A 25,385-nucleotide genomic window follows, 5' to 3' on the forward strand; every position below is an offset into this window, starting at 1 on the left:
CCCCGTGGCGCAAGCGCCAGGATACGGACGCGACGGCATGAGGCCTATCGTCGCTCGCTGGCGCTCACTCATGGGGTCACGATCTCTCGTATGCAGCCTGTGTATCAGAACCCACGGTAGGGCCCGGCACACCGTCATTCTCGGCGGCGCGCCGATCATCCTCCCTTACGCTGCTCAGCCGCTCCACAGCCCGGATCTCGACGGCCCGAGGCGTCTCGAGATCGTCGTCGGTTACCGATAGTTCATTGAAACGACGGGCGGCCACCAGGACCCGGTTGTCGAACGACCCGATCGCCTGGTTGTAGCGAGTCACCGCGGTGTTGAGCGAACGCCCGATGCCGTCCAGATGAGTGGACATCGTGGCGAGGCGCTGGTGCAGGTCGCGGCCGAGGCGGTGGATCTCACGGGCCTGCTCGGCAAGGGCTTCGTGGGACCATCCGTGCGCGACCGTGCGCAGCAGGGCGATCAGCGTCGTCGGTGAGGCGAGCACGACGCGACGCTCCGCGGCGTACTCGATCAGGCTGGGCTCGGTCTCCAGCGCGGCCGAGAGAAACGACTCCGCGGGCACGAACAGCACGACGAACTCGGGCGACTCCTCCAGGAAGCGCCAGTAGGCCTTCGAGGCCAGCTGGTCCACATGCGTACGCAGCTGGGCGGTGTGTCTACGCAGGTGAGCCCGGTAGTCGTCCTCGTTGTCCGCGGCCGCGGCATCGAGGTAGGCGTCCAGCGGGACCTTGGAGTCGACGACCAGCTCCTTGTTGCCGGACAGGTGAACCACGAGGTCGGGGCGCAGCCGCCCGTCCTCCAAATGCACCTGCTCGGAGAAGTCGCACTTGTCCACCAGGCCGGCGAGCTCCACCGCGCGCCGCAGGTGCATCTCACCCCAACGGCCTCTGACCTGGGGTTTGCGCAGTGCGGTCGACAGCGTCCGGGTCTCGGTCTGCAGCCGGCCGACCTCGGTCTCGAACTGTCCCTGCCAGCGCGCCCGCTCCCGGTCGAGATGCTGCATCTGGTCGCTGAGCCGGTCGAGGCCCTGCATCACCTCTGCCTGGTCCACCATCCCCGCCGCGACCGTGCCCACGCTCCGCGCACGCACCCACAGCACCCCGAGGAGGGCACCCAGGACAAGACCGATCACCAGGCCGAGCACAAGGATCCAGATCTCCATGCCACTGATCCTCGCAGGGACCACCGACAGTTTGGGTCAGGCACAGTTGTTCGATCAGGCACAGTTGTGCCGACTCGTGATTCCATAGAGACATGGCCTACGACACTGAACTGGCCGAACGAGTGCGCGACCTGATGCCTGCCGGTGCCACCGAGATGAAGATGTTCGGTGGGCTGGCGTTCATGGTGAACGGCAACATGGCGTGCGCAGTCGGCCCCGACGACCTGCTCGTACGCACCGGCAAGTCTGCCTACGAGGCCGCCATCGCGGCAGGCGCGGAACCGACGATCATGGGCGCCCGGACGATGTCCGGCTACGTCAACGTCGCCGCCGACCTGGTCCGCGGCGACGCGCTCGCAGACTGGGTCAGCCGCGGCGTCGCGACGGCCGAGTCGTTGCCGCCAAAGCCCCCGAAGCCGCCGAAGTAGTCGAAGTAGCCGGCTTCAGTCGATGTCGACGATCACCGGAGCGTGGTCGGAGGGGGAGCCGGTGCCGATGGCGTGGTTGCGCTCGTCGAGGTCGACGAAGGCGCCGGTGACCCGCGAGGCGAACGTCGGTGAGCCGAGGACGAAGTCGATGCGCAGACCGCGGTTGCGCTCGAAGCGCTGCCGGTAGTAGTCGAAGTAGGTGTAGGCCTCCGGGCCGGGCACGAAGGGGCGTACGACGTCCTTGAAGTCCTTCTCGATGGCGAAGAAGGCGTCGCGCTCGGCGGGGGTGAGGTGGGTCTTGCCGACGAACTGCTTGGGGTCGAAGCAGTCCTCGTCGTAGGGGCAGACGTTCCAGTCGCCGACCATGGCCGACGGCCCGTCGTGCCAGGCGGTCGCCGCCTTCTGCAGCGCGGTGAGCCACTCCAGCTTGTAGGCGTAGTGCGGGTCGTCGGGCTTGCGGCCGTTGGGGACGTAGACCGAGGTCACGCGTACGCCGCCGCACGTCGCCGTGAGGGCGCGGGCCTCGGCCACGTCCTTGAACGAGGGCATGCCCTCGAATCCGACCTGGACGTCGTCCAGCCCGACCCGGGAGAGCAGCGCGACGCCGTTCCACTGGTCATAGCCGACCGAGGCCACCTCGTAGCCGCGCGCCTCCAACCCCATCGTCGGGATCTGGTCGGGTTTGGCCTTGGTCTCCTGCAGCGCGAGCACGTCGATCGAGTGTCGTTCGACGAAGGCCTCGACGCGGTCGATGCGGGAGCGGATGGAGTTGATGTTCCAGGTGGCGATACGCACGCCCGTCAGACTATCGGGGAGGCCCGGTGGACTACCGTTTGAGGCGTGGGCAGCGCGACGATCGAGATGCACGGGGTTCGTCGTCTCTACGAGCAGGCTGATCTCGTCGATCTGATCGCCCTGGACGACGTCGACCTGACCATCGAGCCGGGCACGTTCGTGAGCATCATCGGTCCCTCGGGGTGTGGGAAGTCGACGCTGTTGCGGCTGATCAGCGGGCAGGAGTCGGCCGACGCGGGGAGGATCACCGTCTGCGGTCTGACCCCGAAGGAGGCCGCCGAGGCGAAGGCCTTCGGGTTCGTGCCGCAGTCTCCTGCGCTGCTGCCCTGGCTGAGCGTGCTCGGCAACGTGACGCTGCCCCACAAGGTCAACCGCCGAAGCGACCGCGGCCGCCCGGACCTGGAGGCGATGCTGCGCGAGGTCGGGCTGGGGGAGTCGCTCCACAAGCTCCCCGCCGAGCTGTCGGGCGGCATGAAGCAGCGGACCGCGATCGTACGCGCCTTCGGGCTGCGTCCTGACGTACTCCTTCTCGATGAGCCGTTCGGCGCTCTCGACGAGTTCACCCGGGAGGCTCTCCAGGAGCAGCTGCTGGAGCTGTGGGAGCAGACCCGCGCGACCGTCGTCTTCGTCACCCACTCGATCTCCGAGGCCGTCAGGCTGTCGGACAGAGTGGTGGTGATGGCGCCGCGGCCCGGCCGGATCACCGACATCATCGACATCGACCTGCCCCGCCCGCGCCACCAGGAGATCATCACTTCTCCGCAGTTCCACGCCTACGAGCTGGCCCTCCGCGACAGCCTGCGGGACGCCTTCAGCCACGGCGAGGTGGTCTCGTGAGCCTCCAGCCGGGTGCCCAGACGGGTACGCAGCCGATCCCACCGAGACGGCCGCATCTCCTCGTCCCCACCCCCGAGCAGCTCGCCGCTCGCCGCCTGCGTCGCCGGACTCGGCTGCTCCGCCCGGCGTACTGGCTCCCGTTCGTCCTCCTCGTCGTGGTGCTCGCGATCGCGTGGGGCATCGGGGCGCGGCAGATGCCCTACCTGTTCGCGCCGCTCGGCGAGATCGCGGGCGTGCTGAGCGAGGATCTGGCCTACTTCCTGGAGAACACCCTGATCACGCTCGGCGAGGCGATGGTGGGCCTCGGGATCGGGTTCGTCGCCGCCTTCGCGCTCGCCGTGGTGGTGAGCGAGGTCGCGGTGGTGCGTCGCGCGGTGATGCCGCTGGCGGTGGTGCTCTCGGTGACACCGCTGGTGGCGATCGCGCCGCTGCTGGTGGTCGCACTCGGCTTCGGGATGGCGCCGAAGGTCGTCCTGACCGCTCTGGTCTGCTTCTTCCCGATCCTGATCAACGTGGCGACCGGGCTGCGCACGGTGCCGGGTCCGGTGCTGGAGGTCTACCGCACCGTGGCCGCGAGCCGGCTGGAGGTGCTGCGGTACCTGCGGGTCCCGGCGTCGCTGCCCTACGTCTTCGCCTCTCTGCGGATCGTCTTCCCGCTCTCGATGATCGGCGCCGTGGTGGCCGAGCTCGCCGCCGCGGGCTCGGCGGAAGGGCTCGGCAGCGTGATACAGGTGGCCAGCTCACAGAACAGACTGGCTACCGTGTGGGCAGCGATCTTCGTCCTCGCGGCGCTCGGGTCGCTGCTGTTCTGGTTCGTGACGCTCGCCGAGCGGCGAGTGCTCCGCTGGCACCAGCCCTGATCCTCCTAAGGAGCCCCTTGATGTCCCGCGTACGTCCGATAGCCCCTGCCCTCGCCTCGGTGCTCGTCCTGCTGACTGCGCTGACCGCCTGCGGGTCCTCGCAGGAGACCGCCGGCGAGCAGGGGAGCGCGGTCTCGGCCGAGCGCTGCGAGCAGAACGAGGCGGCCGGGAAGATCACCTACATGTCGGGCTACTACTGGCAGGCGTCGGCCTCGATCATGGAGGCGATCGCCGCGGATCGGCTGGGCTACTTCAACGACCTCTGCCTCGACGTCGAGCTCCAGCCGGGCTCGGGCGACGTCTCCCAGAACGCCAAGCTGATCGCTGCCGGGAAGGTGCAGGTCGGGCCGCTCTCGGAGCAGGACATCATGACCTCCAACGCGAGCGGCCTGAAGGTGCTCGGCGTCTCGTCCTACTCCAACGCCGGCCTCGATGTGCTGATGACCCGCAGCGACATCACCGATCTCAGCCAGCTCGAGGGCAAGACCCTCGGTCACAAGGGCTGGGTGCCGGTCGGTGTGCAGGCGATGCTCGCCCAGGCGGGGGTCGACCAGTCGTCGGTGAAGCAGGTCAAGGTCGGCTACGACCCCGGCATCCTGACCCGCGGGCAGGTCGACGCGCTGGTCGGGTTCGTCTCCAACGAGCCCAACCAGCTGAAGGAGGCGGGCGAGGAGGTCACCGTCTGGGAGCCGACCGACTTCGACGTGCCCGGCTCGCTGGGCGCCTACTCCGTCAACCCCGCCTGGGCGAAGAAGCACCCCACCGCGGTCCAGGACTTCCTCCGCGCCATCTTCAAGGCCTACGCCTACTGTGCCGCCGACGAGCACGTCGAGGAGTGCATCGGCTATCAGCACGACCTCGCCGGCGCCGAGTCCGACGAGAAGCACGAGACGGCGATCTGGCGCACCGAGGTCGAGGTCGCTGCCGACAACCCGCTCCCGGGCAAGTTCGGCTCGGTCGACCCCGACAACGTCGCCGCGCTGGCCGGGGTCGTGACGACGTACGCCGGGCAGAAGGTCACGCCCGAGGACGCCGCCTCCTGGTTCGACACGTCCTTCGCCGAAGCCGTCGTCGACGACGAGGACAAGGTCATCTGGCCCGCTCCGTGACACGAGCGGGTTCCTGAGCCGACAGCAGAAAGATGGCGACCCTCACGGATCCGGGAGGGTCGCCATCGTCGTTCTGTGGAACCAGGTTGGGGACTAGTAGGAGAGCCCGTGGCCCAGCGGGAAGAGGTCGGGGATCTCGACCGGCAGCTTGCCGCTCGGGTCGACCTCGCCGTAGAGCACCCGCACCAGCGACTCGAGCTGGTGAGAGGTGTAGCCGTAGGTGTTGAGGACGGTCGCGGCCTCCGGGAAGGACGTGACGTCGTAGGGGTTGCGCATCGCGGTCACGACCACCGGGGTGTCGGTGTCGAGCAGCGCCTTGACCAGCTTGGTCTGGGCCACCGCGGCGGGCGTCGGCTGACCGGTCGACGGGTTGATCTGCCAGGCATTGTTGGTCGGCACCACGACCAGGTCCTTGCCCTCGGCGGCCTCGACCGCAGCGGCGATGTTCGCGTCGCTCGGCGTGGTGCCCGACTGCAGCACCTGGGTGGTCGCGCCGCGCTTCTGGAGGCCGGCCGCGATGCCCGCGGTCGTGTCGACACCCCAGCCTGCGACCAGAACGTTCTTCGGCCCGGCCGCCAGCGGCAGCAGGTCGTCGTCGTTCTTCACCAAGGTGGTGGTGCGATCGGAGATGGACTGGGCGTCGGCCTTGTGCTGCGGGTTGCTGAAGACCGCCGGAGCGACCGCCGCGTCTACGTACGGGTCCTCGAAGATCTCGTTGTCGAGCTTGTGCTTCAGGATCCGGTAGACCGACTCGTCGAGCCGCTTGCGCGAGATGGTGCCGTCCTTGACGGCGTCGGTGACCGCGGCGTAGGCGACGTCCATCTTCGGCGGGATGAGCAGCTGGTCGGCGCCGGCCAGGAAGGCCTCGACCGGGGCGACGTCGGCCGGGTAGGTCGCGGCCGCGCCCTGCATGTCGAGGGCGTCGGTGACGATCAGGCCGTCGAAGCCCATCTCCTCGCGGAGCAGGCCGGTGAGGATCGGCTCGGACATGGTCGCCGGCTCACCGCTGGGGTCGATCGCGGGCACGGTCACGTGCGCCGTCATGATCGCGTCGATCCCGGCGTCGATCGCGGCCTTGAAAGGCGGCAGGTCGATCTCCTCGAGCTCCTCGCGAGTGTGGGTCACCTCGGGAAGGCCGTAGTGGCTGTCGACCCCGGTGTCGCCGTGACCGGGGAAGTGCTTGGCGATCGAGGAGAGGTTGCCGTCGTCGAAGCCCTCGACCTCGGCGACGACGATGTCGGAGACCGCGGCCGGGTCGGCGCCGGGCGAGCGGATCCCGATCACCGGGTTGTTGGGGTTGAGGTTGACGTCGGCGACCGGAGCGTAGTCCTGGGTGACGCCGACGGCGGCCAGCTCGGTGCCGATCACCTCGGCCGAACGGGCGGCGTCGTCGGTCGAGCCGGAGGCGCCCAGCGCCATCTGCCCGGGCATCTGGGTCGCGCCGCTGGCGGGACCGAAGCGCGCCACGAGCGCGCCGCCCTCCTGGTCGACGGCGATGTTCAGGGGGATCTTGGGCCGCTGCTGCAGCGCGGCCTGCTGGAGGCCGTTGGAGAGGGTCGCCACCTGGGCCGGGTCACCGATGTTGTCGGGGCCGCGGGTGGTGAAGTAGATGACGCCGCCGGGCTGGTACTTCGCGATCGCCTGCGCCGGGGTGTCCACCCCGTAGAGCTTCTGGTTCCCGGCCTTCGCCGCGTCGCTGATGTTGTTGGCGTCGCGTCCGTAGACCTCGATCACGAAGAGCTGGCCGATCTTCTGCTGAAGCGACATGTGCTGCATCAGGGAGACGATCTTGCCGTGCTGTGTCGGCGTCCTGCCGCTGGCGGCCGTGGCTTGTTCCGGTCCCGTGGCGTGGGTTGCTGCGTACGGCATCGCAACCGCCACCGCGGCGGCGAGACCCGCAGCCGCGAGCCTTCCGCACCTAGTCAGTGTCGTTCTGCTCATGACAACCTCTCCATCTGCACCGCTGATAGACGGCACGGCGATTCACTTTAGGGGCTATCAACCGGTCATGGAAGAAAATTGCAGAGACTGCGGAATTGGCACGTCCAATCGGTAGTTCTGGCGACCGAATCTGTAGTTGTGGAGGACGAAACTCGACATTCGTCACCCACAACTACAGATTCGCCTGTTGGTGGTGCGGTTTCGGCGAACGAATTTTGTCAGTTCGGTGGACAGAATGGGTCGGCAGGGACATGGTGAACCCCGTGCGCATCGTTGTCGGAGCCGCAGCGGCGGCCACTCTCGCTCTCACCACTCTCACCTTCGCGCCGGCGGCGCCGGCGGCGCAGGCTGCGCTGTCGGTGCCGTCTGGGCAGCCAGGAGGTGCGTATGACTGGACGTCTGTGAACGTCGATACGACGCAGGGGTTCCGGGCGCTCGACGCCGTCGACGCGGACACCGCGTGGCTCGGCGGCGACGGCGGGGGAGTCTTCCGTACGACGGATGGCGGCCAGACCTGGGACGAGGTGTCCCCGCCGGGAGCCGACGAGCTGCTCTTCCGTGACGTCGAGGCGCGCTCGGCGAGCGAGGCGGTGGTGCTCTCGATCGGCGAGGGCGAGGCGAGCCGGATCTATAAGACTGTCGACGCTGGCGCGACCTGGACCGAGACGTTCCGCTCCGCGGAGCCGGCCGCGTTCTACAACTGTCTCGACTTTTGGCCCGGTGGCAAGCGCGGCATCGCGATGAGCGACCCGGTGGACGGCGAGTGGCGGATCATCACCACCGCCGACGGTGGCGACACCTGGACGATCGCGGACACGCGTGGCCTGGAGGCTCCGGGCGAGGTCGGCTACTCCGCCAGCGGGACCTGCCTGGTCACCGCGGGTGCGCGGGACGCCTGGATCGGTGGCGGCGGCTCGGCCGCGAAGGTCCACGCCACCCATGACGGTGGCCGTACGTGGTCATCGGCCGACTCCACGATCGCGACCGGCGAGGCCGCCGGAGTCTTCGGGCTCGGCTTCCGCAACCCCCGCCAGGGGATCGCGGTCGGTGGCGACTTCGGCCTCGAGGACGACGGCGTCGACCGTGCTGCCTACTCCACCGACGGTGGTCGCACCTGGGTCAACTCGGCATCTGACCTGGGTGGATACCGCGAGGCGGTCGCCTGGATCGGCGGCAGCACCGCGATCGCGGTCGGCCCGAACGGTAGCGACCTCACCCACGACAACGGCCGCTCCTGGAAGCCGTTCGGCGCCGAGCAGACCCGCTTCCACGTCGTCGACTGTGTCGGCGGCACCTGCTGGGCCGCCGGCGCCGGTGGGCGCGTCGGAGTGCTCACCAGCTGAGGGCCAGACCTGCTGAGCTCAGATCTTGAGCCCGATCGTCATCGGGCCGCGCGAGGTCATCTCGTGCTCGCCACGCTCGACGCAGAACTCGTTGCCCTCGGGGTCGCGGAGCGCGACGAAGCCGGTCCCGTCCTCCTTGCGGTGGTCGCCGAAGACGGTGGCGCCGAGGGCGAGCGCCCGCTCGACCAGCTCGTCACGGGTCGTGTCCTCCGGCTTGATGTCGATGTGGACGCGGTTCTTCGCCGACTTCGCCTCGGGCACCGGGATGAAGAGGAGCATCATCTCCGTCGAGGGGAAGCTCTTGGCGACGATCACCTCTGGGTCCTCGTCGTAGAAGAGGTGCCAGCCGGTGATCGCCGACCAGAACTCCGCGAGCGTGCGAGCGTCGGTGCAGTCGAAGGTGAGATGGCGGATCTGGATCGTCATGGCCGGATCATCCACGATGCCGGGCGCATGAGAAACGGCTTATTCGACGAACTCCGAGACCGTACGCGGCGTAGCCGCTGTCGCGAGCGCGACTGCTGTCTCGAGCGGCACGTCCGGGACCTCCACGTACTCCCGGCCGGCCGCCGTCATGGCGGTGACCTGGGCGAGCCCGAGGCGACGGTCGAAGTAGGTCTGCCTGACCCGCCAGCCGATGATGCCCTCGGTCTGCAGGGTGGTGCGAACGGTCGTGAAGGAGCCGGAGCGGACGACCAGGTAGCGATCGGTGAGCGCGTGGCCGAGGTGGCGATGGGCGAGCTCGGCGCCGAGCAGCTCGAGGACGAGCGCGATCACCAGCGCCGCGACCGGTAGCCACCAGAGCCAGAGGTCGCCGTAGATCCCGATCAGCACCGTCGGCACCAGCGCGAGCGCCGTCACGATCACCGTGCCGAACAGCGCCCGGAACCAGTAACGGCGCCGTGGTCGCGGACCGTGGCCGGTGAGCTCGGCCGAGAACGCGTCCTCACCGAGGATGTCCCTGCCGACGGTCGACACCACGGACTCCGGCGCTGTCGGCAGGACCGCGGGGAAGTTGTCGTCCAGACCGGTCGTGAGCAGGTTGAGGTCGGCGCCGCCGGCCAGACCGATCAGTGGGCCGACGGTCGAGGTGGCGCCGCGTACCTTCGCCTCTTCCACCGTCGTCGCGCGGGTGCTGGTCAGGCCGAAGCTGCGCCGCAGCGTGGTGCCTTCCCGGCCCCGCTCGCGCACCACCTGGAGACCCCACCAGCGCACGACGTAGCCGACGCAGGAGCCGGCCGCCCACACCAGCGCGGCGACGACCAGCGCGATCGGGATCGCGATCAACAGCATGCTGAGGAACGACTCGATCGGACGGCCGTTGAGCTCACCGTCGTCGATCCGGATCCCGATCGTCCGCTCCCAGGGGATGAGTTCGGAGAAGGCGCCGAAGAACGCGGCCAGGCCACCGAGCGCGATCGCGAGGTTCTTGAGGTTGAGCGGGGCGTACTTGATCCAGGACCAGTCGAGCTTGGCGATCACCTCGCCGTCGTCGGCGACGGCTGACGAGACCTGGCTGCCACCGGTGGCGGTCGCCTCGTCGCCGGCTTCGCCAGGGGCCGCGCCGGACTCGGCCGCCGATGGCGAAGGTGTGGCGTGCAACAGCTCGCGGCGCAGTCGGGCGGCCGATTCCTTGGTCAGGGAGTCGAGGTTGATCTGGCCCTCGTCGACCCCGGTGCCGACACTGACCTTCGTGACGCCGAGTGCACGGTGGATGAGGGTCGAGTTGAGGTCGACGCTGCGCACCCGATCGAGGCGGGCGGTCAGGGTGGTGCGGTTGAGCAGGCCCTTGCGGACCTCCAGATGGGTCGGGGTCACCCGATAGGTCGTGGTCAGCCAGGGGATCAGGCCGATGACCGCGGCGACCACGGCGATGCCGACGGCGACCAGCAGACCGATGAGCGGGTTGGCCTGCCCGGCACCGAAGGCACCGACGGCGACCGGGATGACGGCCTGGCGCAGCGTCGAGATCGGGCTGACCACGGCCGTCCACCCGGCCAGACGCTGCCACTCGTCCTCCGGGGCCGGGGGCTGCGGGGGTGTCGGGGGCTGCGGGGGCTGCGGGGGCTGCGGGGGTGTCTCCGGAGTGCTCACGTCGCGTCCTCAGGTGTCGCGGCGGTGATCGCGACCAGCTTCGCGACGACCTCGAGCGCGAGCGCGTCATCGAGGCACGAGATCTCGACGATGCCTGCGGACGAGGCGGTCGAGACCTTGACCGTACGCAGCCCGAAGTGCCGCATCAGCGGCCCCTGGGTCGAGTCGACCGTCTGCACCCGGGAGAGCGGCACGATCTCGTCGACGACGGTGAGCCAGCCGTGGCGTACGTGGACGGCGATCTCGGTGACCTCCCACCGGTGGATCCGGAACCGGACCGACGGCACGAAGGTCAGTCCCGGGACCGGCGCCAGGACCATCAGCGCAACGGCCAGCCAGATCAGCCAGGTCCACCATCCGGAGGGGACCAGGAGCGCCGTGACCGCCGCGCCGATCGCGAAGGCCAGCCAGAACACGGCACCGATGGCCGAGGTCGTGCGCCAGTAGGCCGGTGCGCGCTCGGAGACCTGATGAGCAGGTTCGCGCAGTCGTCGGGGTGCTTCGGGGGTGCTCACAGGAGGCGAGCCTATGGGGTGGCTGGTCTTCAGCGGCGGAATTTGTGCGCGGCGATCACGGATGAGTACCAGTCGAAGGACTCGCGCGGCGTGCGGACGAGGGTGTCGTAGTCGACGTGGACCAGTCCGAACCGCTGCGTGTAGCCCTCGGCCCACTCGAAGTTGTCCATCAGCGACCAGCAGTAGTAGCCGGTGACGTCGATGCCGTCTGCCACGGCACGCTCGACCTGGCGCAGGTGGAGGTCAAGGTAGGCGATGCGGTCGGCGTCGCCGTCGCCGGGGGAGGTGTTGTAGGAGGCGCCGTTCTCGGTGATCACGAACGGCGGATGCTGCGGATAGCGCTCGTGCAGCGCGGTCAGCAGGTCGTGGAGTCCGTCCGGGACGACCGGCCAGCCGAAGTCGGTGGTCGGGTAGCCGGTGATCGGCGGCTGCTCGATCGGGTTCGCCGCGCCCTCCGGAGCGGCGGCAGCGGCGGTCGGGTTGTAGTAGTTGAGGCCGTAGAAGTCGAGCGGCGCGCTGATCACCTCCAGGTCTCCGTCCTGGACCGGGAAGAGCGCGGCGAGGTCCTCGGGATAGCTCCCGAGCAGCACCGGGTCGGCGAACGAGTGGTTCCACAGCGTGTCCAGCAGCCCGGCGGTGGCCTGGTCCGCCTCCGAGGAGGTCGCCGGCCATACCGGCATGTGGTTCGTCGCGGTGCCGATGCTGCTCGCGCCGGCGGCGCGCAGCGCCTGGACCGCCAGCCCGTGCCCGAGCAGCAGGTGGTGTCCGACCGGCAGTGCGTCGAAGGCCAGCGTCTGACCGGGGGCGTGGATGCCGAGCGCGTGGCCGAAGACGGTCACCACGTTCGGTTCGTTCACCGGGCACCAGTGGGCTACCCGGTCGGCGAGCCGCTCGCCCAGGACCGCGGCGTACTCTCCGAATCGCTGCGCCGTCTTCCGGCTCAGCCAGCCGCCATGGGCGTCCTGCAGAACCTGCGGGGTGTCCCAGTGGAACAGGGTCGCCATCGGCGCGATGCCGCGCTCGAGGAGCCCGTCGACGAGCCGGTCGTAGAAGTCCAGGCCCGCCTGGTTGATTCTGCCCGCGCCGGTCGGCAGCACCCGCGACCACGAGATCGAGAAGCGGTACGCATCGAGCCCGAGCCGCGCCATCAGCGCGAGGTCCTCGTCGAGCCGGTGGTAGTGGTCGCACGCCACCGCTCCGCTGGAGCCGTCGACGATCCGCCCGGGTTCGGCGCAGAAGGTGTCCCAGACCGAAGGACCTCGTCCGTCCTCGTCGGCCGCTCCTTCGATCTGGTAGGAAGCGGTGCTGGCGCCGAAGCGGAAGCCGGTCGGGAGGGTGCTGCCGGGAAGCTCGCTCACGCCGTCGAGTTTGCCCGTCCGACCCGGCTCTGTCCGCGTTTCGGCTGTGCTCGGCGTACGGATCTCGACCCGCAGTCGCGGCTACGCAAGCTCAGCCGCGCGCTCGCTCGATCTCCTCGCGTTCCCCGAAGCAGGCTTCGGGGAGGCTCGGACCTAGGATTGTCGATCGTGGCACTCACCATCGGCATCGTGGGACTTCCCAACGCGGGCAAGTCGACCCTCTTCAACGCTCTGACCAAGAACGACGTACTCGCGGCGAACTACCCCTTCGCCACCATCGAGCCCAACGTCGGCGTCGTCGGGGTGCCCGACGAGCGGCTGCCGGAGCTGGCGAAGATCTACGGGTCCCAGAAGCTGCTGCCGGCCACGGTGCAGTTCGTCGACATCGCCGGGATCGTGCGCGGCGCGTCGCAGGGTGAGGGTCTGGGGAACAAGTTCCTCTCCCACATCCGCGAGTCCGACGCGATCTGCCAGGTCACCCGGGTGTTCCGCGACGACGACGTCACCCACGTCGACGGCAAGGTCGAGCCCGCCAACGACATCTCGACCATCCAGACCGAGCTGATCCTGGCCGACCTGGAGACGGTCGACAAGGCGATCCCGCGGCTGGAGAAGGAGTCGCGCAAGGCTCCCGATCTGAAGGCCAATCTCGCCGCCGCGGTCGAGGCCAAGGAGGCCCTCGAAGCCGGCACCCCGATCATCGCCACCAAGATCGACCGCGCTCTGATCCGCGACCTGATGCTGCTGACCGCCAAGCCCTACATCTTCGTCTTCAACTGCGACTCCGACGAGCTCGCCGACGAGGCCCTGAAGGACTCGATGCGCGAGCTGGTCGCTCCCGCCGAGGCGATCTTCCTGGACGCGAAGTTCGAGTCGGAGCTCGTCGAGCTCGACGAGGACGAGGCCCGCGAGTTCCTGGCCGACGCCGGCGTCGAGGAGCCCGGCCTGGACATCCTGGCCCGTGTCGGCTTCGACACCCTCGGCCTGCAGACCTACCTGACGGCAGGGCCCAAGGAGGTCCGTGCGTGGGAGATCCCCCAGGGCGCCACCGCCCCCGAGGCCGCCGGTGTCATCCACACCGACTTCCAGAAGGGCTTCATCAAGGCCGAGATCGTCTCCTACGACGACCTCATCGCGTGCGGCTCGGTCGCCAAGGCTCGTGATCTCGGCAAGGTGCGCATGGAGGGCAAGGACTACGTCATGGCCGACGGCGACGTCGTCGAGTTCCGTTTCAACGTCTGAACTGCGGTCATGGGCCGCGCCGGGTCTCGTCCACGGAAGCGGAAACGAGCGCCGGGGACTCATCATCCGGTACCTGATCCGGTGCCTGACAGGACCCCGGAGCGAAACCGGTACGCGTGGGCAAACCTCGAGCGCCCGCTACACACGTCGTTCTGGTTCGGCGTCGCGGCGGGGATCCTGGTCGCTGGTCTGATCGTCGTCGGGATCGTCGGGGAACACATCGACCCGGATCCGGGCTATGCGATGGTGCCGCCGGTCGCAGCGTTTGTTGCGCTGATCGCGATGACCATCATGTACGTCATCCTGTTGCTGTGCAACGCTGCGCTGCGCCTCATCGAGCGGCAGGACTCGACGCGCAAGCCGACCTCCAGGCGCAACCGCTGAGATGTCTCCGGGGAGCTGTTGCGGCAGTGCCTGGCTGGGGGACACCTCTCCGCTCCTGACGCTTGACGACGCTGGGCCGGAATGGTCGCGTCGGGAGTCCGGCTAGGCTCTGCCGGAGTCTCGGCTGACGGAGTGGAGCTGTGATGGACGGTCAGGTTGCGGCGATGTGGATCGCGTTCCTGATGTTGATGTACGTGCCGACGATCGTCGCGCTGATCCTGATCGTCCGTGGTGCGGTTTTCCGGGGACGGATCACCGGGCTGGACGTTCTCGACATCGTGATGGTGTTGGTCTTCTGCTGGACCGGTGCTCTCGTCTACTTCCTCATCGCCTTCCTCCGTAGCCGACGGGAGGCGCAGGCCCTGGTCGGTTCGCGTCCCGCGATCGAGGAGAGCGAGCCGACCTTGGATCGGGTCGATGAGGCGTACGCTCGGGCCTGGGTCGAAGCGCGTACGGCCGGCGACGATGTCCTGATCGACATGCTCCATCGAGCAGGACTCGGGCCGGAGTGGACCGAGCCGGGTCGGCCGCGGGCGGATCTGTTGCTGGCCATCTGGCAGGCAGGCGCTCCTCCGAGGTCGAGCTCGAAACAGCTTCGCGAAGCGCTCCGGGCACGGCCTGGGCGCACCGAGGAACTGTCTCGCGACGGTCAGGTGTGGGAGCCGGCGTTGATCACCCGTCCGGACGAGTCGCGGTAGAAGAAGCGGCAAGGGCGAAAGAACGACGATCGCGATGGCTATGACAGAGGGTCTGACCTTGTGAAGATTTCACAAGGTCAGACCCTCTGTCATAGTCCGTCCCCGTAGGCTGAGCCGATGGCGCTGGTGGACAGGGGAATCTGTTACACCGTCGACGGGATGAGCCCAGAGCTGCTTCGAGACGACCTCCGGACCATCCGTGAGGAGCTGCACTGCGGTCACACTGATCGGCGCCGAAACATCGGCGCTCCTGGAAGCAGCGCGCACTGCTGCGGGTCTCGGGCTGCAGGTGTACGTCCGGCCCCAGCTCCCGTCGGGCCGTGACCGACAGCTCGTGGAGCACCTCCAGGAAGTCGCCTCCGGGGTCGAGCGCATACGGCAACGGCACCCGGGCGGAGTGACGCTGGTCCTCGGCACCGAGCTCTCGCTCACTTCGCGCGCCATCGTTCCGCTCGGTTCGGAGTTCCTGCGGCTCCTGGTCATCCTGCGGCTCGGCCGCCCGCTGAGGAGACGCATCACTCGCCGTGTCGATGCGGAGCCCCTTTCTTCAGCTTTGGGACGCGTTCCGCGAGAGTGCGTGCTTTCGATAGATCTTGACTGCGGATCGGACGCGGGGGTGCTCGTCGCCATCGAGAGTCGAGGCGATCGCGAGCCCGCGTTCGACGTCTGCGGACGTTCCCTTCTTGATGAACCAGAGTGGTGCCGTGATCGCTGATCTGCGTCGGAGCGGATCCTCAGCGCCCGCGAGCTCGTCGAGCACAGCGCCGTCGACGGCTCCGATGAGGATCGGCCAGCCGAGCACCCGTGGGGCCGCTCGATCCACCATATCCCACGTGCTGATGGCGTCATGCCGATCAAGGTAGATGCGTGCGAGGGCCGCGCGCTCGTCGCTCGTGAGGTTCCGTCGGGCGCGGAAGTCGAGGACGCAGAACGCTGACAAACGCATCTCGTACGCCGGATGCTCGAAGAGAGCGTCTAGCTCCGTTCCTGGTAGATCGACAGCAGACTTCGCGATGTCGAACAGCGTGCCCATCCGCACCCCGATCACGGGCTCATCGGTGGCGACGCGGTTGCGGATCTTCGCCTCCTCGATCGGGTCGGCGGCGTCGTGCAGGGCCTTGGCGACCTGGGCAGCAGTCGAGAGCGGCGTCGGCATGGACACGAGCATATGGACCTGGGCGCAGAGGCACACGTGGTCGCCGGACACGGAGAAGGATCACTCGGTTCGCGCTGAAGGTCGGCCTGTACATTGTCGCGTCGTGATCGAAGGTGTGGGCGGGCGAGTCGTCGCTGACAGGTACGTGCTCGCCGACCGGCTGGGCAGCGGTGGCATGGGCACGGTGTGGAGTGCCTGGGACCAGCTGCTGCAGCGGACGGTGGCCGTCAAGGAGCTTCATGCCGTCGGCGGCGGCCACGAGCAGCAGATGTCGATGCGGCGGGTGCTGTCGGAGGCGCGGGCGATCGCCCGGGTGACTCATCCGCATGTCATCGACATCTACGACCTGGTGGAGTTCGACGGTGGTCTCTGGATCGTCATGGAGCTGGTGCCCGGTGGCTCGCTGAGTGAGCGGGTGCGGTCGAGCGGTCTCCTGTCGCCGGCGGAGACGGCCCGCGTCGGCCTGGAGATCCTGTCCGCGTTGGAGGCGGTCCACGCCGCCGGTGGGCTGCATCGTGACGTGAAACCGGCCAACGTTCTTCTTCGCGCGGACGGCAGCAGCGTGCTCACCGACTTCGGCATCGCCGCCCTGTCCGGGCACACCGGTCTCACGGGCACGGGCAGCGTGATCGGCTCGGCCGAGTACATGGCCCCGGAGCGCCTGCGCGATCAGCCTGTCGGTCCGGCCAGCGATCTGTTCTCCCTCGGTGTCACGCTGTGTTTCCTGGCGACCGGGCAGACCCCCTTCGCCCGCGGGGACCTCGCGGCGACCACGTTCGCCGTCGCTTATGAGCCGCCCTCCGTCCACGTCCCGGGGCCGCTCGGCGATGTCATCGAGCAGCTGCTGGACAAGGAGCCGGCGAAGCGTCCGTCCGGCGCCCGACTCGCTGAGGCGCTGCGGTCGATCGGCGACGGAGCTCCCCGGACGCTGCAGGCGACACTGCGGCAACCGGTGCTACCGGCGCAGGCTGGGCAGCCCGCACGCGCGAACCGGCGCCGCACGGCGCTCATGGGGGCGACCGCCGCGGTGGTGCTCCTAGCCGGAGCGATCGCGACCGCGTACGCCGTTGGAGACGATCCTGATCCTGAGTCGAAGAACCAGACCGCGCAGACGGCCGCCGGTGTCTCTGCAGGCTCGCCTGTGGATGCGGTGATGCCGGTCCCGGGGGACCGGGGGAGGTTCTGGGTGTTCTCGGGCAGTGAGTACATGGTCGTCGAGGTGGGTGCGGACCCGGCGTCGTCGCGGCGGGTGAGTGGGCCGGATCCGATCGAGCAGTGGCGCCTGACGTTCGGTGGTCTGGATCGGTTCACGAGCAAGATCGACACGGTCCTGCCGGACCCCGGTGACGACCATCGTTTCTGGGTCTTCTCGGGCGATCAGTATCTGCTGGTCCACACCGCGGGCGACCGTTCCGGCAAGGGCCGCCTTCACGAGCCACGACCCCTCACCGACTGGAGCGACAGCATCGGCAAGGCCCCGGGCTTCTCGGATCAGATTGATGCGGTGATGCCGGTTCCGGGGGAGAGGGGCAGGTTCTGGGTCTTCTCCGGCAGCGAGTACATGGTCGTGAAGGTGGGTGCGGACCCGGCGTCGTCGCGGCGGGTGAGTGGGCCGGCTCCGATCGAGCAGTGGCGCCTGACGTTCGGTGGTCTGGATCGGTTCACGGAGAAGATCGACGCGGTCCTGCCCGATCCCGGTGACGACCATCGTTTCTGGGTCTTCTCGGGCGATCAGTATCTGCTGGTCCACACCGCGGGCGACCGCTCCGGCAAGGGGCGGCTCCATGAGCCACGACCCCTCACCGACTGGCCGTCGTTGAAGTCAGCTGGAACTGACTGATCCGTTGAGCACCGATCCCGCGCGAACGTGCGGATAAGCCGGGTCGCGATCCTGGAAGTTCAGGATGCTCGGGTTGCGGATCGCGCCGTCCTGGATCTCGATCGCCCGGGTGACGGTCAGGTCGGTCTCCCAGGCGGCCGGTCCTTCCATGACCGTACGCAGGAACGGCAGCAGCGCCTCGCTGATCTCCCAGGTGGCCGAGTTCCACAGGTACGACGGGGTGTGGTCGACCGCGTAGTAGTTGACGCCGTCGCCGACCGTGAACATCGGGTCGTCGAACGTCGTGGGCTTCGCCCACTCGAACCCCATCTTCTCGTCGCACGAGACGTCGACGATCAGGCTGCCCGGGGCGAACCCCGCCAGATCCTCGGTACGCAGATAGGTCAACGGTGCTGCGACGTCCTGGAGCGTGCAGTTGACGACGATGTCGTGCGATGCCAGGAACTCGGGGAGCAGGACGTCGCCGTCCAACGTGTGCACCTCGCTGAGGTGGACCTCGCCGTCGCCGGTGTTGAGCTGGGCGATGTGTGCGCCGTGGATCGGGGAGCCGACCGCCGCGATGCCGCGCTGGGTGAGGACCTGGATGTCGTGGATGCCCTGCGCCGTGAGCGCGGTCACCGCGCCCCGTGCCGTCGCGCCGAAGCCGATGACGACCGCGCTGCGACGAGGCCCGAACATGCCGGTGGTTCCGATGAGGCTCATGGCATGGAGCACCGAGCAGTAGCCGGCCAGCTCGTTGTTCTTGTGGAACACGTGCAGGCTGAAGTCGCCGCGGTGGCTCCAGTGGTTCATCACCTCGAACGCGATGAGCGTGAGCCGGCGGTCGATCGCCGTCTGCGTCAGCCCGGTGTCCTGCACGCAGTGCGGCCATCCCCACAGCACACGGCCCTCGGGGATCTCCTCCACGTCGGCAGCCTGCGGCTTCGGCAGCAGCAGCACGTCCGCCGCCTCGATCACCGCGGAGCGATCCGCGACCCTGCCGACCCGCGACTCGACGTAGCCGGGCTCCAGCTGGAAGTCAGCGCCGTAGCCGCGCTCCACGATCATCCGCGCGCGGATGTCGGGGTCGATCCGATCGAGGTGGTGAGGGTGGATCGGCAGCCGCCGCTCGTTCTCCATCGAGGAGGCGGCGAGCATCCCGAGGGTGAGCAGGCTGCTGCTCGACGAGCTGGGGACGATGGACAGGGGTGATTCGGTGCCGGACATCCGGACTCCCGTCATTGGGGAACCTGGGCAGCTCCTACCTCGATCGTACGCGCACGCAGTCCTGCGCCTGCGATCGTCAACGGCACTCCCCGGGCGACGCCGTGGCACGTAGGTTGCTTCGTAGCGGAACGTGGTGGTATCCGCTACGACGTCTGAACTGTCCGTGGAGGCAACGATGAGCATCTGGCCGGAATCCGTCAAGAGCGCCTGGGCGAACCTGGTGGGACCGGAGGCCACTCGTACGAACACCACGATCGCCCTCGGGTCCGCCGTCGTCGGAACGGTCGGGGCAGCGATGTGGGCGAAGCGCAGCGGGGCGGGCGCCGGGTCGACGACGACCATGGCCGCGTTGGCCCTCGACCTGATCGGTGGCGCGTACGTGAACAACACCCGAGCGTCCGTCCGGTGGTACGAACGTGCCGGCCAGGACGACGCCGACCACCTCAAGTTCGCAGCCCTTCACGGACATCCTGTCGCGGTCGCGTGGGCAGACCATCGCGTGGGTGCCCGCGACAACGTCGCCTCCTGGGCCCTGGCCCAGTACGGCTACATGATGTTGGCGACCGCCGTCATCCGACGTTCCCCGACCCATCGACGCAGCCTGGGACTGGCTCTGACCGCCGGCGGTCTCGTCCTCGACCGTGCGCTGGGAAGCTCGACCGTCGCGCCATGGCTCGCCTGGTCCTACTACCCCAAGCTGCTGATGGGGCACGCTGCGGGATCGCTCTGGCCCGAGACGGACATCGGCGTCCGGTCATCCCGTGTGTGAGGCGTCGATCAGCCCTATGCAGATCGTGGGCCGTCGCCTCCGTGAGCTCGCGAGGAGCCGTTGGAGTCGGTGTGAGCGTTCCGAGGGTGAGCTGACCCGGCCGGCGGCATCCAAAGCCGTCGGCCGGGTCCGGTCGTGTGTCAGGAGGGCACCTTGTCGAGGAAGCCGCGTACGTCACGGATTCGCTGGTCGTCGTCGAGGACGACCACGTCGAAGCCGATGATGATCGGCTCCTCGCCGGCCGGTCCGAGACCCCACTGGAAGCGGGCCTGCTGGTGATGGGTGTCGACGTCTCCGACAGGGGTGAACACGAAGCCCGGGAACTGTGCGCGTACGGCCTGGATGGTGGCGGCGACCGCCTCCCGCCCCTGGACCTCGGCGAGCGGATCGACATAGACACAGTCGTCGGCCCAGTGAGTGGCCAGCAGCTCGGTGAGTGCCTCGTCGGTCGCGTTCCAGGTGTCGAGGTAGCGCGTCACGATGTCGTTCATGGTGTCTTCCTTCTCTCGATGGGGCTTGTGGAAGAAGGTTCGCCGTCGGGCGGGGCATCGGTCGATGACCTCCGAGGTCATGGCCCTCGCGGTCCGAGGTTGGCTAGCCTCGGGCCGTGACAACGACTCTGACCTCACCGCCATCGTCGGTCGGCAGCGAGCTCCGCCGCTGGCGCGAGCTGCGGTCCTTGAGCCAGCTCGCCCTCGCCACTCAGGCAGAGGTGAGCACCCGGCACCTGAGCTACGTCGAGAACGGCCGCTCGCGGCCGACACCGGAGATGATCGTCCGGCTGGCCGAGGTGATGCGGGTGCCCATGGCCGAGCAGAACCGGCTCCTGCTCGTCGGCGGCTTCGCTCCTCGTTACCCGCAGCGTGCCACCGACGACGACACGCTCGCACCGGTGATGGCCGGACTCCGCAGCCTGCTGGACGCCCACGCGCCGTACCCGGCCCTGCTCCTCGACGACCACTGGGACATCGTCGATGCCAACGAGCCCGTGGACGTGCTGCTCGCCGGCTGCGACCCCGCGCTGCTCGAGCCGCCGTTGAACGTGATCCGGCTCTGCCTGCATCCGCGAGGCCTCGCCGGGGCCATCCGCAACCTGCCGGTCTGGCGAGCGCACCTGCTCCACCAGCTCGGTCGGCGCATCACGCACACCGGCGGTGAGCCTGCCCTGGTCGCTCTCCGAGACGAGGTCACCGCGTACTCCTCTGATGGAGAGCCGTCCGCGCGACCGCTCGCCGACCCCGTCGTCCCGCTGGAGATCGAGACAGGTGGCCATGTGCTGCGCTTCTTCAGCGTCGCCAGCCAGATCGAGAGCGCCGCCGATGTCACGCTCAACGGGCTTCATCTGGAGACCTTCGTTCCCGCCGACGACCGTACGCGGCAGGCGCTCGACCTCGAGACCGAGGCCCTCGCGGCCTTGACTCGCGACTGAGCGTAGAGTCGGATCCCGTGGCCGAGATGTCGGAACCGACCCGGATGATCCGTCTCGACGGAGGCACGTTCACGATGGGGTCGGAGGCGTTCTACCCGGACGAAGGGCCGGTTCACGAGCGCACCGTCGCGGCGTTCGAGATCGATCTGCATCCGGTGACCAACGCCCAGTACGCCGCGTTCGTCGCCGACACCGGCTATGTCACCGTGGCCGAGCGGCCGCTGGATCCGGCCGACTTCCCGGGCGCTGATCCGGCTGACCTGGTCCCGGGTGGGCTCGTCTTCGTGCCCACCCGGGGGCCGGTCGACCTGCACGACTGGCGGCAGTGGTGGGCGTGGGGCGCGGGCGCGAGCTGGAAGTCCCCGTTCGGGTCCGGATCGTCGATCGAGGGCCGGGAGAACCATCCGGTCACCCAGGTCGCCCTGGAGGACGCCCAGGCCTACGCCGAGTGGGCCGGCAAGCGACTGCCCTCCGAGGCCGAGTTCGAGTACGCCGCCCGCGGCGGTCTGGACGCCGCGACGTACGCGTGGGGTGAGGAGGTGCACCCGGACGGCCGCCTGATGGCGAACACCTGGCAGGGCTCCTTCCCATGGCGCAACACCGGCGCCTCGCGATGGGTCGGCACCTCGCCGGTGGGGACCTTCCCGGCGAACGGCTACGGCCTGTTGGACTGCATCGGCAACGTCTGGGAATGGACGACCGATTTCTACACCGAACGGCACGACCCCGAGCGCCGGCGCGATCCGGGGAACCTGCTCGCGGACCAGGGCGGATGTGGTGACGAATGCCGGTGTGGGCCGTCCTCGCGGGAGGAGACTCAGGCGGCTGCGAGCGCCGAGAACGGGTCGACGATCCCGCGTCGGGTTCTCAAGGGCGGCTCGCACCTGTGCGCCCCGGAGTACTGCCTGCGCTATCGCCCGGCAGCCCGCTCACCGCAGGCCGACGACACGGCGACCACGCACATCGGCTTCCGCTGCGTACGGTCGGTCTGATCTTGCTTCCCGCCCGCGGCTCTACCCCTTGACCAGCCGCATCGTCTGGTGGGAGAGCAGTCGGCTCACCGCGGGCAGTCGCGAGATCGTCCCGAGGAGGAGCGTCTCGTACGCCTCGGGGTCGGCGACCTGGACGCGCAGGTAGTAGTCGGGCTGACCGAGCATTCGGCGCATCTCGGTGACCTCGGGAACGGCGACGGCCGCGGTCTCGAAGTCCTCGATGGTCTTGCCGTCGTTGACCGCGATGTCGATCGCGACGATGACCTCGAACCCACGTCCGCCGCTCTTCGGGTCGATGCTGGCGTGGTAGCCCCTGATCACGCCGTCGCGCTCCAGGCGCTGCACGCGGCGCAGGCAGGGCGCCGGGGTGAGTCCGACCCGACGGGCCAGCTCGGTGTTGCTCAGTCGGGCGTCATCTTCCAGTTCGGCAATAATTGCGCGATCCAGGTCATCGAGCGAATGATCATTGCGCATAGTGGCACTTTAGCATCGACGATGGGCAACCCGAGAGCGCCTGAACTCTCCTACGCTTGCTCGCATGCAAGTGATGGAGATGGACACGGCGAGCGACGCGTCGACAGGGGTTCGCGAGGAGATCGCCGCAGGGTGGCGGGCCGTGCTGCCCGCCTGCGTCGCGGTGATCCCGCTGGGCCTCGCGCTCGGCGTGCTGGTGGTCCACTCCGGCCTCGCGTGGTGGTGGGCGCCGGTGCTCGGCGCGATCGTGTTCGCAGGCACCATGGAGTTCCTGCTGGTCGGTCTGCTGGCTGCCGCGGCGCCCTTGGCGCAGATCGCCGTCAGCACCCTGCTGGTGAACTTCCGCCACGTCTTCTATGCGATCTCGTTCCCGTTGCACCGGGTGCACGGCGCCGGGTGGAAGGCGTACAGCACCTTTGCGCTCACCGACGAGGCCTATGCGCTCACGGTGAAACCAGAGTCGGCGGAGTGGTCGCGGGCGCGGATCGTCAGCATCCAGGCGTTCTTCCACCTCGCCTGGGTGGTCTGTGTGGCCGTCGGTGCTGGGGTCGGCTCCCTGATCCCACCGGAGGTCGTCGGCCTCGAGTTCGCCGTCACCGCGCTCTTCGTCGTGCTCGGGCTCGAGGCGTACAAGGTCCGCAGGTCGCTGCCGATCCCGGCTCTCGCGGTCGGCTGCGCGATCCTCGCCGCGCTGGTCTCGGGAGAGAACATGCTGCTGATCGCGATGGGCATGTTCGCCGCGGCGCTCGTCGGCTCGTACGTCTTCGCCGCCTGGAGGAGCCGCAGTGTCTGATCCCTGGTACGTCCTGTCCGGCATCGCCGTCTCCGCGGCCATGACCTGGGCGCTGCGGGCCGCCCCGTTCGCGATGCTGGCGCCGATTCGGCACAGTGCGCTGATGGCCCACATCGGCGAGCGGATGCCCGTCGGGATGATGGTCATCCTCGCCGTCTACACCCTCCGCGACACCGACCCTGTCGTGGCGGCATCGGCCGGTCCGGCCGTGTTGGCTCTCGCGATCACCATCGGCCTGCACCTGTGGCGCGGCAGCATGACGCTGAGCATCTTCGCCGGCACGGCCGCGTACGTCCTGGTCACCTCGGTCATCGCTGCTTGAGCGGGCTAGGTTGACCGCATGACCACAGAGAACAGCGCCAGGAAGTCACGCCAGCGAGGCGACGGGCGGAACGCTTTCGAGCGTTTCGTCGAGGTCGTCACCTCTGTGGTCAGCCATGCTCCCTTCTTCTATGTGATCGTGGGCGCTCTGCTGCTGTGGGCGGTGAGCTTTCCCCTCTGGTCCTCGAGCACCAAGTGGGAGCTGGCCGTGCACACCGGGTCCTCGGTCCTGTCGTTGCTGCTGCTGGTGCTGCTCCAGAACGCCGGGCGGCGCTCGGAGCAGGCGGCCCACGAGAAGCTCAACGTCATCGCCGCGGCCCTCTCCGACCTCATGGATTCCCGGGCTCGTGATGACGAGGACCTCGCCGAATCGGTGCGTACGTTGCGTCAGGCTGTGGGGCTGGAAGAGCGACACTGAGTCGTGGCGACCGCCTCGTCGTGAGCCGGATCATCGCCACGGCGGGCTTACGGTGGTTACGCCATCCGCTGAGAAGGAGCGAACACATGACAGACCAGACGACCCCGGAGCCGGTCGCGGCCTTCATCGAGGCCGTCAACCGGCACGACGAGACCGCTTTCCTCGACGCCTTCACCGAGGGTGGCGCCGTCGACGACTGGGGCCGGGTCTTCACCGGACGGGAGCAGATCAAGGGGTGGAGCGACAACGAGTTCATCGGCGCGAACGGCACCCTCGCCGTCGAGGAGGTCCAGACCGCGGGCGCCGCGGTCACCGTCGTCGGTGACTGGCGCTCGACCCATGCCAACGGACGCTCGAAGTTCGTCTTCGACGTCGACGGCGACCGGATCTCCAGAATGACCATCCGCGAGGGCTGACGTTTGGAGAGGACGTCGATCGGCTGGGGGAGTGGGCGCTGGACCCATCCGCCCGTCGCCGCTGTCGAGCGCGGTTCCGACCTCCTCGTCACCGCCGGCGAAGGGAGCGATGCGTGGCGTACGACCTCCTATGGGTTCGTCCACGACAGCGAGCACGCCCTGCTGGCTCCCTTCGACCAGGACACTGCTGTCGAGGTCGAGTTCACGGCTGCTTTCTCGCAGCAGTTCGACCAGGCCGGGATCTTCGTACGTGTCAGCGAGACGCACTGGGTCAAGGCAGGCGTCGAGTTTGCCGATGGTCGCCCGCAGGTCGGCGCCGTCGTCACCGACGGTAGATCGGACTGGTCACTGGCGCCGGTGCCGGACTGGCACGACCGCAGGGTTCTCATGCGAGTCAGCCGGTCCGGTGACGCGCTCACCATCCGGGCCGCGGTCGACGGCGGCGATCTCCAGCTTGTTCGCCTGGTCCCGTTTGCGCCGGATCTCGTCGCGTCGGCTGGGCCGTTCACCTGTGCTCCCACGCGGGCGGGGCTCACGGTCGCTTTTCATGGTTGGCGTACTGCTTCGGCTGACGCTGCGCTGCACTGATCGGCTCGCTGGCCGCCTGCGTATGGGGCGGCTGGATGTGTGTCCGTTGGTCTCGTGTCTGGTTCCAGCACGGGTGGGGCCAATACGGTGAAGCGCCCCAGGTTTGATGCCGCATCTTTCTGAGTTGGAAGGATGCAGTTCATGCCGAAGAAGATCGATCCCGAGCTGAGGGCTCGGGCGGTGCGCTTGGTGATGGAGCACCGTGGGGAGT

At 68.4% G+C, this 25,385-nt stretch carries 28 protein-coding genes; 17 read left to right on the top strand and 11 right to left on the bottom strand.

The window, feature by feature from the left end; translation table 11 throughout:
- Window positions 1–76 precede the first annotated feature (76 nt).
- Complete coding sequence (locus H5T77_RS09965; RefSeq protein WP_292648380.1) at window positions 77–1,168, bottom strand: DNA recombination protein RmuC; 1,092 nt, start codon at window positions 1,166–1,168, stop codon at window positions 77–79.
- Window positions 1,169–1,260: 92 nt separating this feature from the next.
- Here H5T77_RS09965 and H5T77_RS09970 point away from each other — a divergent pair, with 92 nt between their 5' ends.
- A complete protein-coding gene (locus H5T77_RS09970) occupies window positions 1,261–1,596 on the top strand; it encodes a TfoX/Sxy family protein (protein ID WP_292648383.1) in 336 nt (111 codons plus the stop codon).
- 15 nt (window positions 1,597–1,611) lie between these two features.
- Here the strand turns inward: H5T77_RS09970 and H5T77_RS09975 are convergent, their stop codons facing one another.
- Window positions 1,612–2,391: an exodeoxyribonuclease III gene (locus H5T77_RS09975; RefSeq protein ID WP_292648386.1), complete on the bottom strand. Its 780-nt coding sequence runs from the start codon at window positions 2,389–2,391 to the stop codon at window positions 1,612–1,614.
- A gap of 45 nt (window positions 2,392–2,436) precedes the next feature.
- On the opposite strand from H5T77_RS09975, the gene H5T77_RS09980 reads away from it, so the two are divergent.
- The 3 genes from H5T77_RS09980 to H5T77_RS09990 are packed head-to-tail and all read left to right on the top strand — an operon-like array spanning window position 2,437 to window position 5,197.
- Window positions 2,437–3,228 (top strand): ABC transporter ATP-binding protein, encoded by a 792-nt coding sequence (locus tag H5T77_RS09980; protein ID WP_292648387.1) that lies wholly within the window; start codon window positions 2,437–2,439, stop codon window positions 3,226–3,228.
- On the top strand, window positions 3,225–4,088 hold the full coding sequence (locus tag H5T77_RS09985; RefSeq protein WP_292648390.1) for an ABC transporter permease: 864 nt from the start codon (window positions 3,225–3,227) through the stop codon (window positions 4,086–4,088). Before H5T77_RS09980 ends, H5T77_RS09985 begins: the two co-directional genes overlap by 4 nt.
- A 20-nt stretch (window positions 4,089–4,108) precedes the next feature.
- The gene (locus H5T77_RS09990) at window positions 4,109–5,197 is read left to right on the top strand and encodes an ABC transporter substrate-binding protein (RefSeq protein ID WP_292648393.1); all 1,089 of its coding nucleotides are present in this window, start codon (window positions 4,109–4,111) and stop codon (window positions 5,195–5,197) included.
- A gap of 93 nt (window positions 5,198–5,290) precedes the next feature.
- On the opposite strand, the gene H5T77_RS09995 is transcribed toward H5T77_RS09990, so the two are convergent.
- Window positions 5,291–7,138: a glycoside hydrolase family 3 protein gene (locus H5T77_RS09995; RefSeq protein WP_292648396.1), complete on the bottom strand. Its 1,848-nt coding sequence runs from the start codon at window positions 7,136–7,138 to the stop codon at window positions 5,291–5,293.
- A gap of 263 nt (window positions 7,139–7,401) precedes the next feature.
- Between H5T77_RS09995 and H5T77_RS10000 the strand changes: the two genes are divergently transcribed.
- Complete coding sequence (locus H5T77_RS10000; protein WP_292648398.1) at window positions 7,402–8,481, top strand: WD40/YVTN/BNR-like repeat-containing protein; 1,080 nt, start codon at window positions 7,402–7,404, stop codon at window positions 8,479–8,481.
- An 18-nt stretch (window positions 8,482–8,499) separates the two neighbouring features.
- On the opposite strand, the gene H5T77_RS10005 is transcribed toward H5T77_RS10000, so the two are convergent.
- From H5T77_RS10005 to H5T77_RS10020, 4 genes are read right to left on the bottom strand one after another with little or no spacing between them, the layout of a single operon-like run.
- Window positions 8,500–8,907 (bottom strand): VOC family protein, encoded by a 408-nt coding sequence (locus H5T77_RS10005; protein WP_292648401.1) that lies wholly within the window; start codon window positions 8,905–8,907, stop codon window positions 8,500–8,502.
- A 39-nt stretch (window positions 8,908–8,946) separates the two neighbouring features.
- Window positions 8,947–10,575 (bottom strand): PH domain-containing protein, encoded by a 1,629-nt coding sequence (locus H5T77_RS10010; RefSeq protein WP_292648403.1) that lies wholly within the window; start codon window positions 10,573–10,575, stop codon window positions 8,947–8,949.
- On the bottom strand, window positions 10,572–11,090 hold the full coding sequence (locus tag H5T77_RS10015; protein ID WP_292648405.1) for a PH domain-containing protein: 519 nt from the start codon (window positions 11,088–11,090) through the stop codon (window positions 10,572–10,574). Before H5T77_RS10015 ends, H5T77_RS10010 begins: the two co-directional genes overlap by 4 nt.
- A gap of 29 nt (window positions 11,091–11,119) precedes the next feature.
- The gene (locus tag H5T77_RS10020) at window positions 11,120–12,448 is read right to left on the bottom strand and encodes a GH1 family beta-glucosidase (RefSeq protein ID WP_292648408.1); all 1,329 of its coding nucleotides are present in this window, start codon (window positions 12,446–12,448) and stop codon (window positions 11,120–11,122) included.
- 168 nt (window positions 12,449–12,616) lie between these two features.
- Between H5T77_RS10020 and ychF the strand changes: the two genes are divergently transcribed.
- From ychF to H5T77_RS10035, 3 genes are all read left to right on the top strand, one after another.
- Window positions 12,617–13,690 (top strand): redox-regulated ATPase YchF, encoded by a 1,074-nt coding sequence (ychF, locus tag H5T77_RS10025; protein ID WP_292648411.1) that lies wholly within the window; start codon window positions 12,617–12,619, stop codon window positions 13,688–13,690.
- Window positions 13,691–13,771: 81 nt separating this feature from the next.
- Window positions 13,772–14,074 (top strand): hypothetical protein, encoded by a 303-nt coding sequence (locus H5T77_RS10030; RefSeq protein WP_292648413.1) that lies wholly within the window; start codon window positions 13,772–13,774, stop codon window positions 14,072–14,074.
- 143 nt (window positions 14,075–14,217) lie between these two features.
- Window positions 14,218–14,772, top strand: coding sequence for a hypothetical protein (locus H5T77_RS10035; protein WP_292648415.1), 555 nt, complete (start codon window positions 14,218–14,220; stop codon window positions 14,770–14,772).
- Between the two features lie 547 nt (window positions 14,773–15,319).
- Here the strand turns inward: H5T77_RS10035 and H5T77_RS10040 are convergent.
- Window positions 15,320–15,928 carry a DNA alkylation repair protein gene (locus H5T77_RS10040; protein WP_292648417.1) on the bottom strand — a complete coding sequence of 203 codons (609 nt, stop codon included), beginning with the start codon at window positions 15,926–15,928 and terminating at the stop codon, window positions 15,320–15,322.
- 103 nt (window positions 15,929–16,031) lie between these two features.
- Here H5T77_RS10040 and H5T77_RS10045 point away from each other — a divergent pair, with 103 nt between their 5' ends.
- Window positions 16,032–17,768 carry a protein kinase domain-containing protein gene (locus H5T77_RS10045; protein WP_292648420.1) on the top strand — a complete coding sequence of 579 codons (1,737 nt, stop codon included), beginning with the start codon at window positions 16,032–16,034 and terminating at the stop codon, window positions 17,766–17,768.
- On the opposite strand, the gene H5T77_RS10050 is transcribed toward H5T77_RS10045, so the two are convergent.
- Window positions 17,751–18,974, bottom strand: coding sequence for a N(5)-(carboxyethyl)ornithine synthase (locus H5T77_RS10050; RefSeq protein ID WP_292648423.1), 1,224 nt, complete (start codon window positions 18,972–18,974; stop codon window positions 17,751–17,753). The genes H5T77_RS10045 and H5T77_RS10050 overlap by 18 nt on opposite strands.
- Before the next feature lie 175 nt (window positions 18,975–19,149).
- Between H5T77_RS10050 and H5T77_RS10055 the strand changes: the two genes are divergently transcribed.
- Window positions 19,150–19,743 carry a hypothetical protein gene (locus H5T77_RS10055; protein WP_292648425.1) on the top strand — a complete coding sequence of 198 codons (594 nt, stop codon included), beginning with the start codon at window positions 19,150–19,152 and terminating at the stop codon, window positions 19,741–19,743.
- A gap of 140 nt (window positions 19,744–19,883) precedes the next feature.
- Here H5T77_RS10055 and H5T77_RS10060 read toward each other — a convergent pair whose 3' ends face one another.
- Window positions 19,884–20,234 (bottom strand): nuclear transport factor 2 family protein, encoded by a 351-nt coding sequence (locus tag H5T77_RS10060; protein WP_292648428.1) that lies wholly within the window; start codon window positions 20,232–20,234, stop codon window positions 19,884–19,886.
- Between the two features lie 116 nt (window positions 20,235–20,350).
- On the opposite strand from H5T77_RS10060, the gene H5T77_RS10065 reads away from it, so the two are divergent.
- Together H5T77_RS10065 and H5T77_RS10070 are read left to right on the top strand one after the other, a co-directional pair.
- Window positions 20,351–21,172: a helix-turn-helix domain-containing protein gene (locus H5T77_RS10065; RefSeq protein WP_292648431.1), complete on the top strand. Its 822-nt coding sequence runs from the start codon at window positions 20,351–20,353 to the stop codon at window positions 21,170–21,172.
- 26 nt (window positions 21,173–21,198) lie between these two features.
- On the top strand, window positions 21,199–22,164 hold the full coding sequence (locus H5T77_RS10070) for a formylglycine-generating enzyme family protein (RefSeq protein ID WP_292648451.1): 966 nt from the start codon (window positions 21,199–21,201) through the stop codon (window positions 22,162–22,164).
- A gap of 21 nt (window positions 22,165–22,185) precedes the next feature.
- Here H5T77_RS10070 and H5T77_RS10075 read toward each other — a convergent pair whose 3' ends face one another.
- Window positions 22,186–22,638: an Lrp/AsnC family transcriptional regulator gene (locus H5T77_RS10075; protein ID WP_292648433.1), complete on the bottom strand. Its 453-nt coding sequence runs from the start codon at window positions 22,636–22,638 to the stop codon at window positions 22,186–22,188.
- A 64-nt stretch (window positions 22,639–22,702) separates the two neighbouring features.
- Between H5T77_RS10075 and H5T77_RS10080 the strand changes: the two genes are divergently transcribed.
- The 5 genes from H5T77_RS10080 to H5T77_RS10100 all read left to right on the top strand — a co-directional run bounded on the left by H5T77_RS10080 (window position 22,703) and on the right by H5T77_RS10100 (window position 25,174).
- Entirely contained in the window at window positions 22,703–23,431 is a 729-nt protein-coding gene (locus H5T77_RS10080; protein ID WP_292648436.1) for an AzlC family ABC transporter permease, read from the top strand.
- Window positions 23,424–23,753, top strand: coding sequence for a branched-chain amino acid transporter permease (locus H5T77_RS10085; protein ID WP_292648439.1), 330 nt, complete (start codon window positions 23,424–23,426; stop codon window positions 23,751–23,753). The genes H5T77_RS10080 and H5T77_RS10085 overlap by 8 nt, the downstream gene beginning before the upstream one ends.
- Before the next feature lie 18 nt (window positions 23,754–23,771).
- On the top strand, window positions 23,772–24,170 hold the full coding sequence (locus H5T77_RS10090) for a low affinity iron permease family protein (RefSeq protein WP_292648442.1): 399 nt from the start codon (window positions 23,772–23,774) through the stop codon (window positions 24,168–24,170).
- Between the two features lie 86 nt (window positions 24,171–24,256).
- Window positions 24,257–24,586, top strand: coding sequence for a nuclear transport factor 2-like protein (locus tag H5T77_RS10095; RefSeq protein WP_292648445.1), 330 nt, complete (start codon window positions 24,257–24,259; stop codon window positions 24,584–24,586).
- A 3-nt stretch (window positions 24,587–24,589) separates the two neighbouring features.
- Complete coding sequence (locus H5T77_RS10100) at window positions 24,590–25,174, top strand: DUF1349 domain-containing protein (RefSeq protein WP_292648448.1); 585 nt, start codon at window positions 24,590–24,592, stop codon at window positions 25,172–25,174.
- Window positions 25,175–25,385: the final 211 nt, after the last annotated feature.

This window comes from Nocardioides sp. (assembly GCF_014360585.1).
Classification (GTDB): Bacteria; Actinomycetota; Actinomycetes; order Propionibacteriales; family Nocardioidaceae; genus Nocardioides.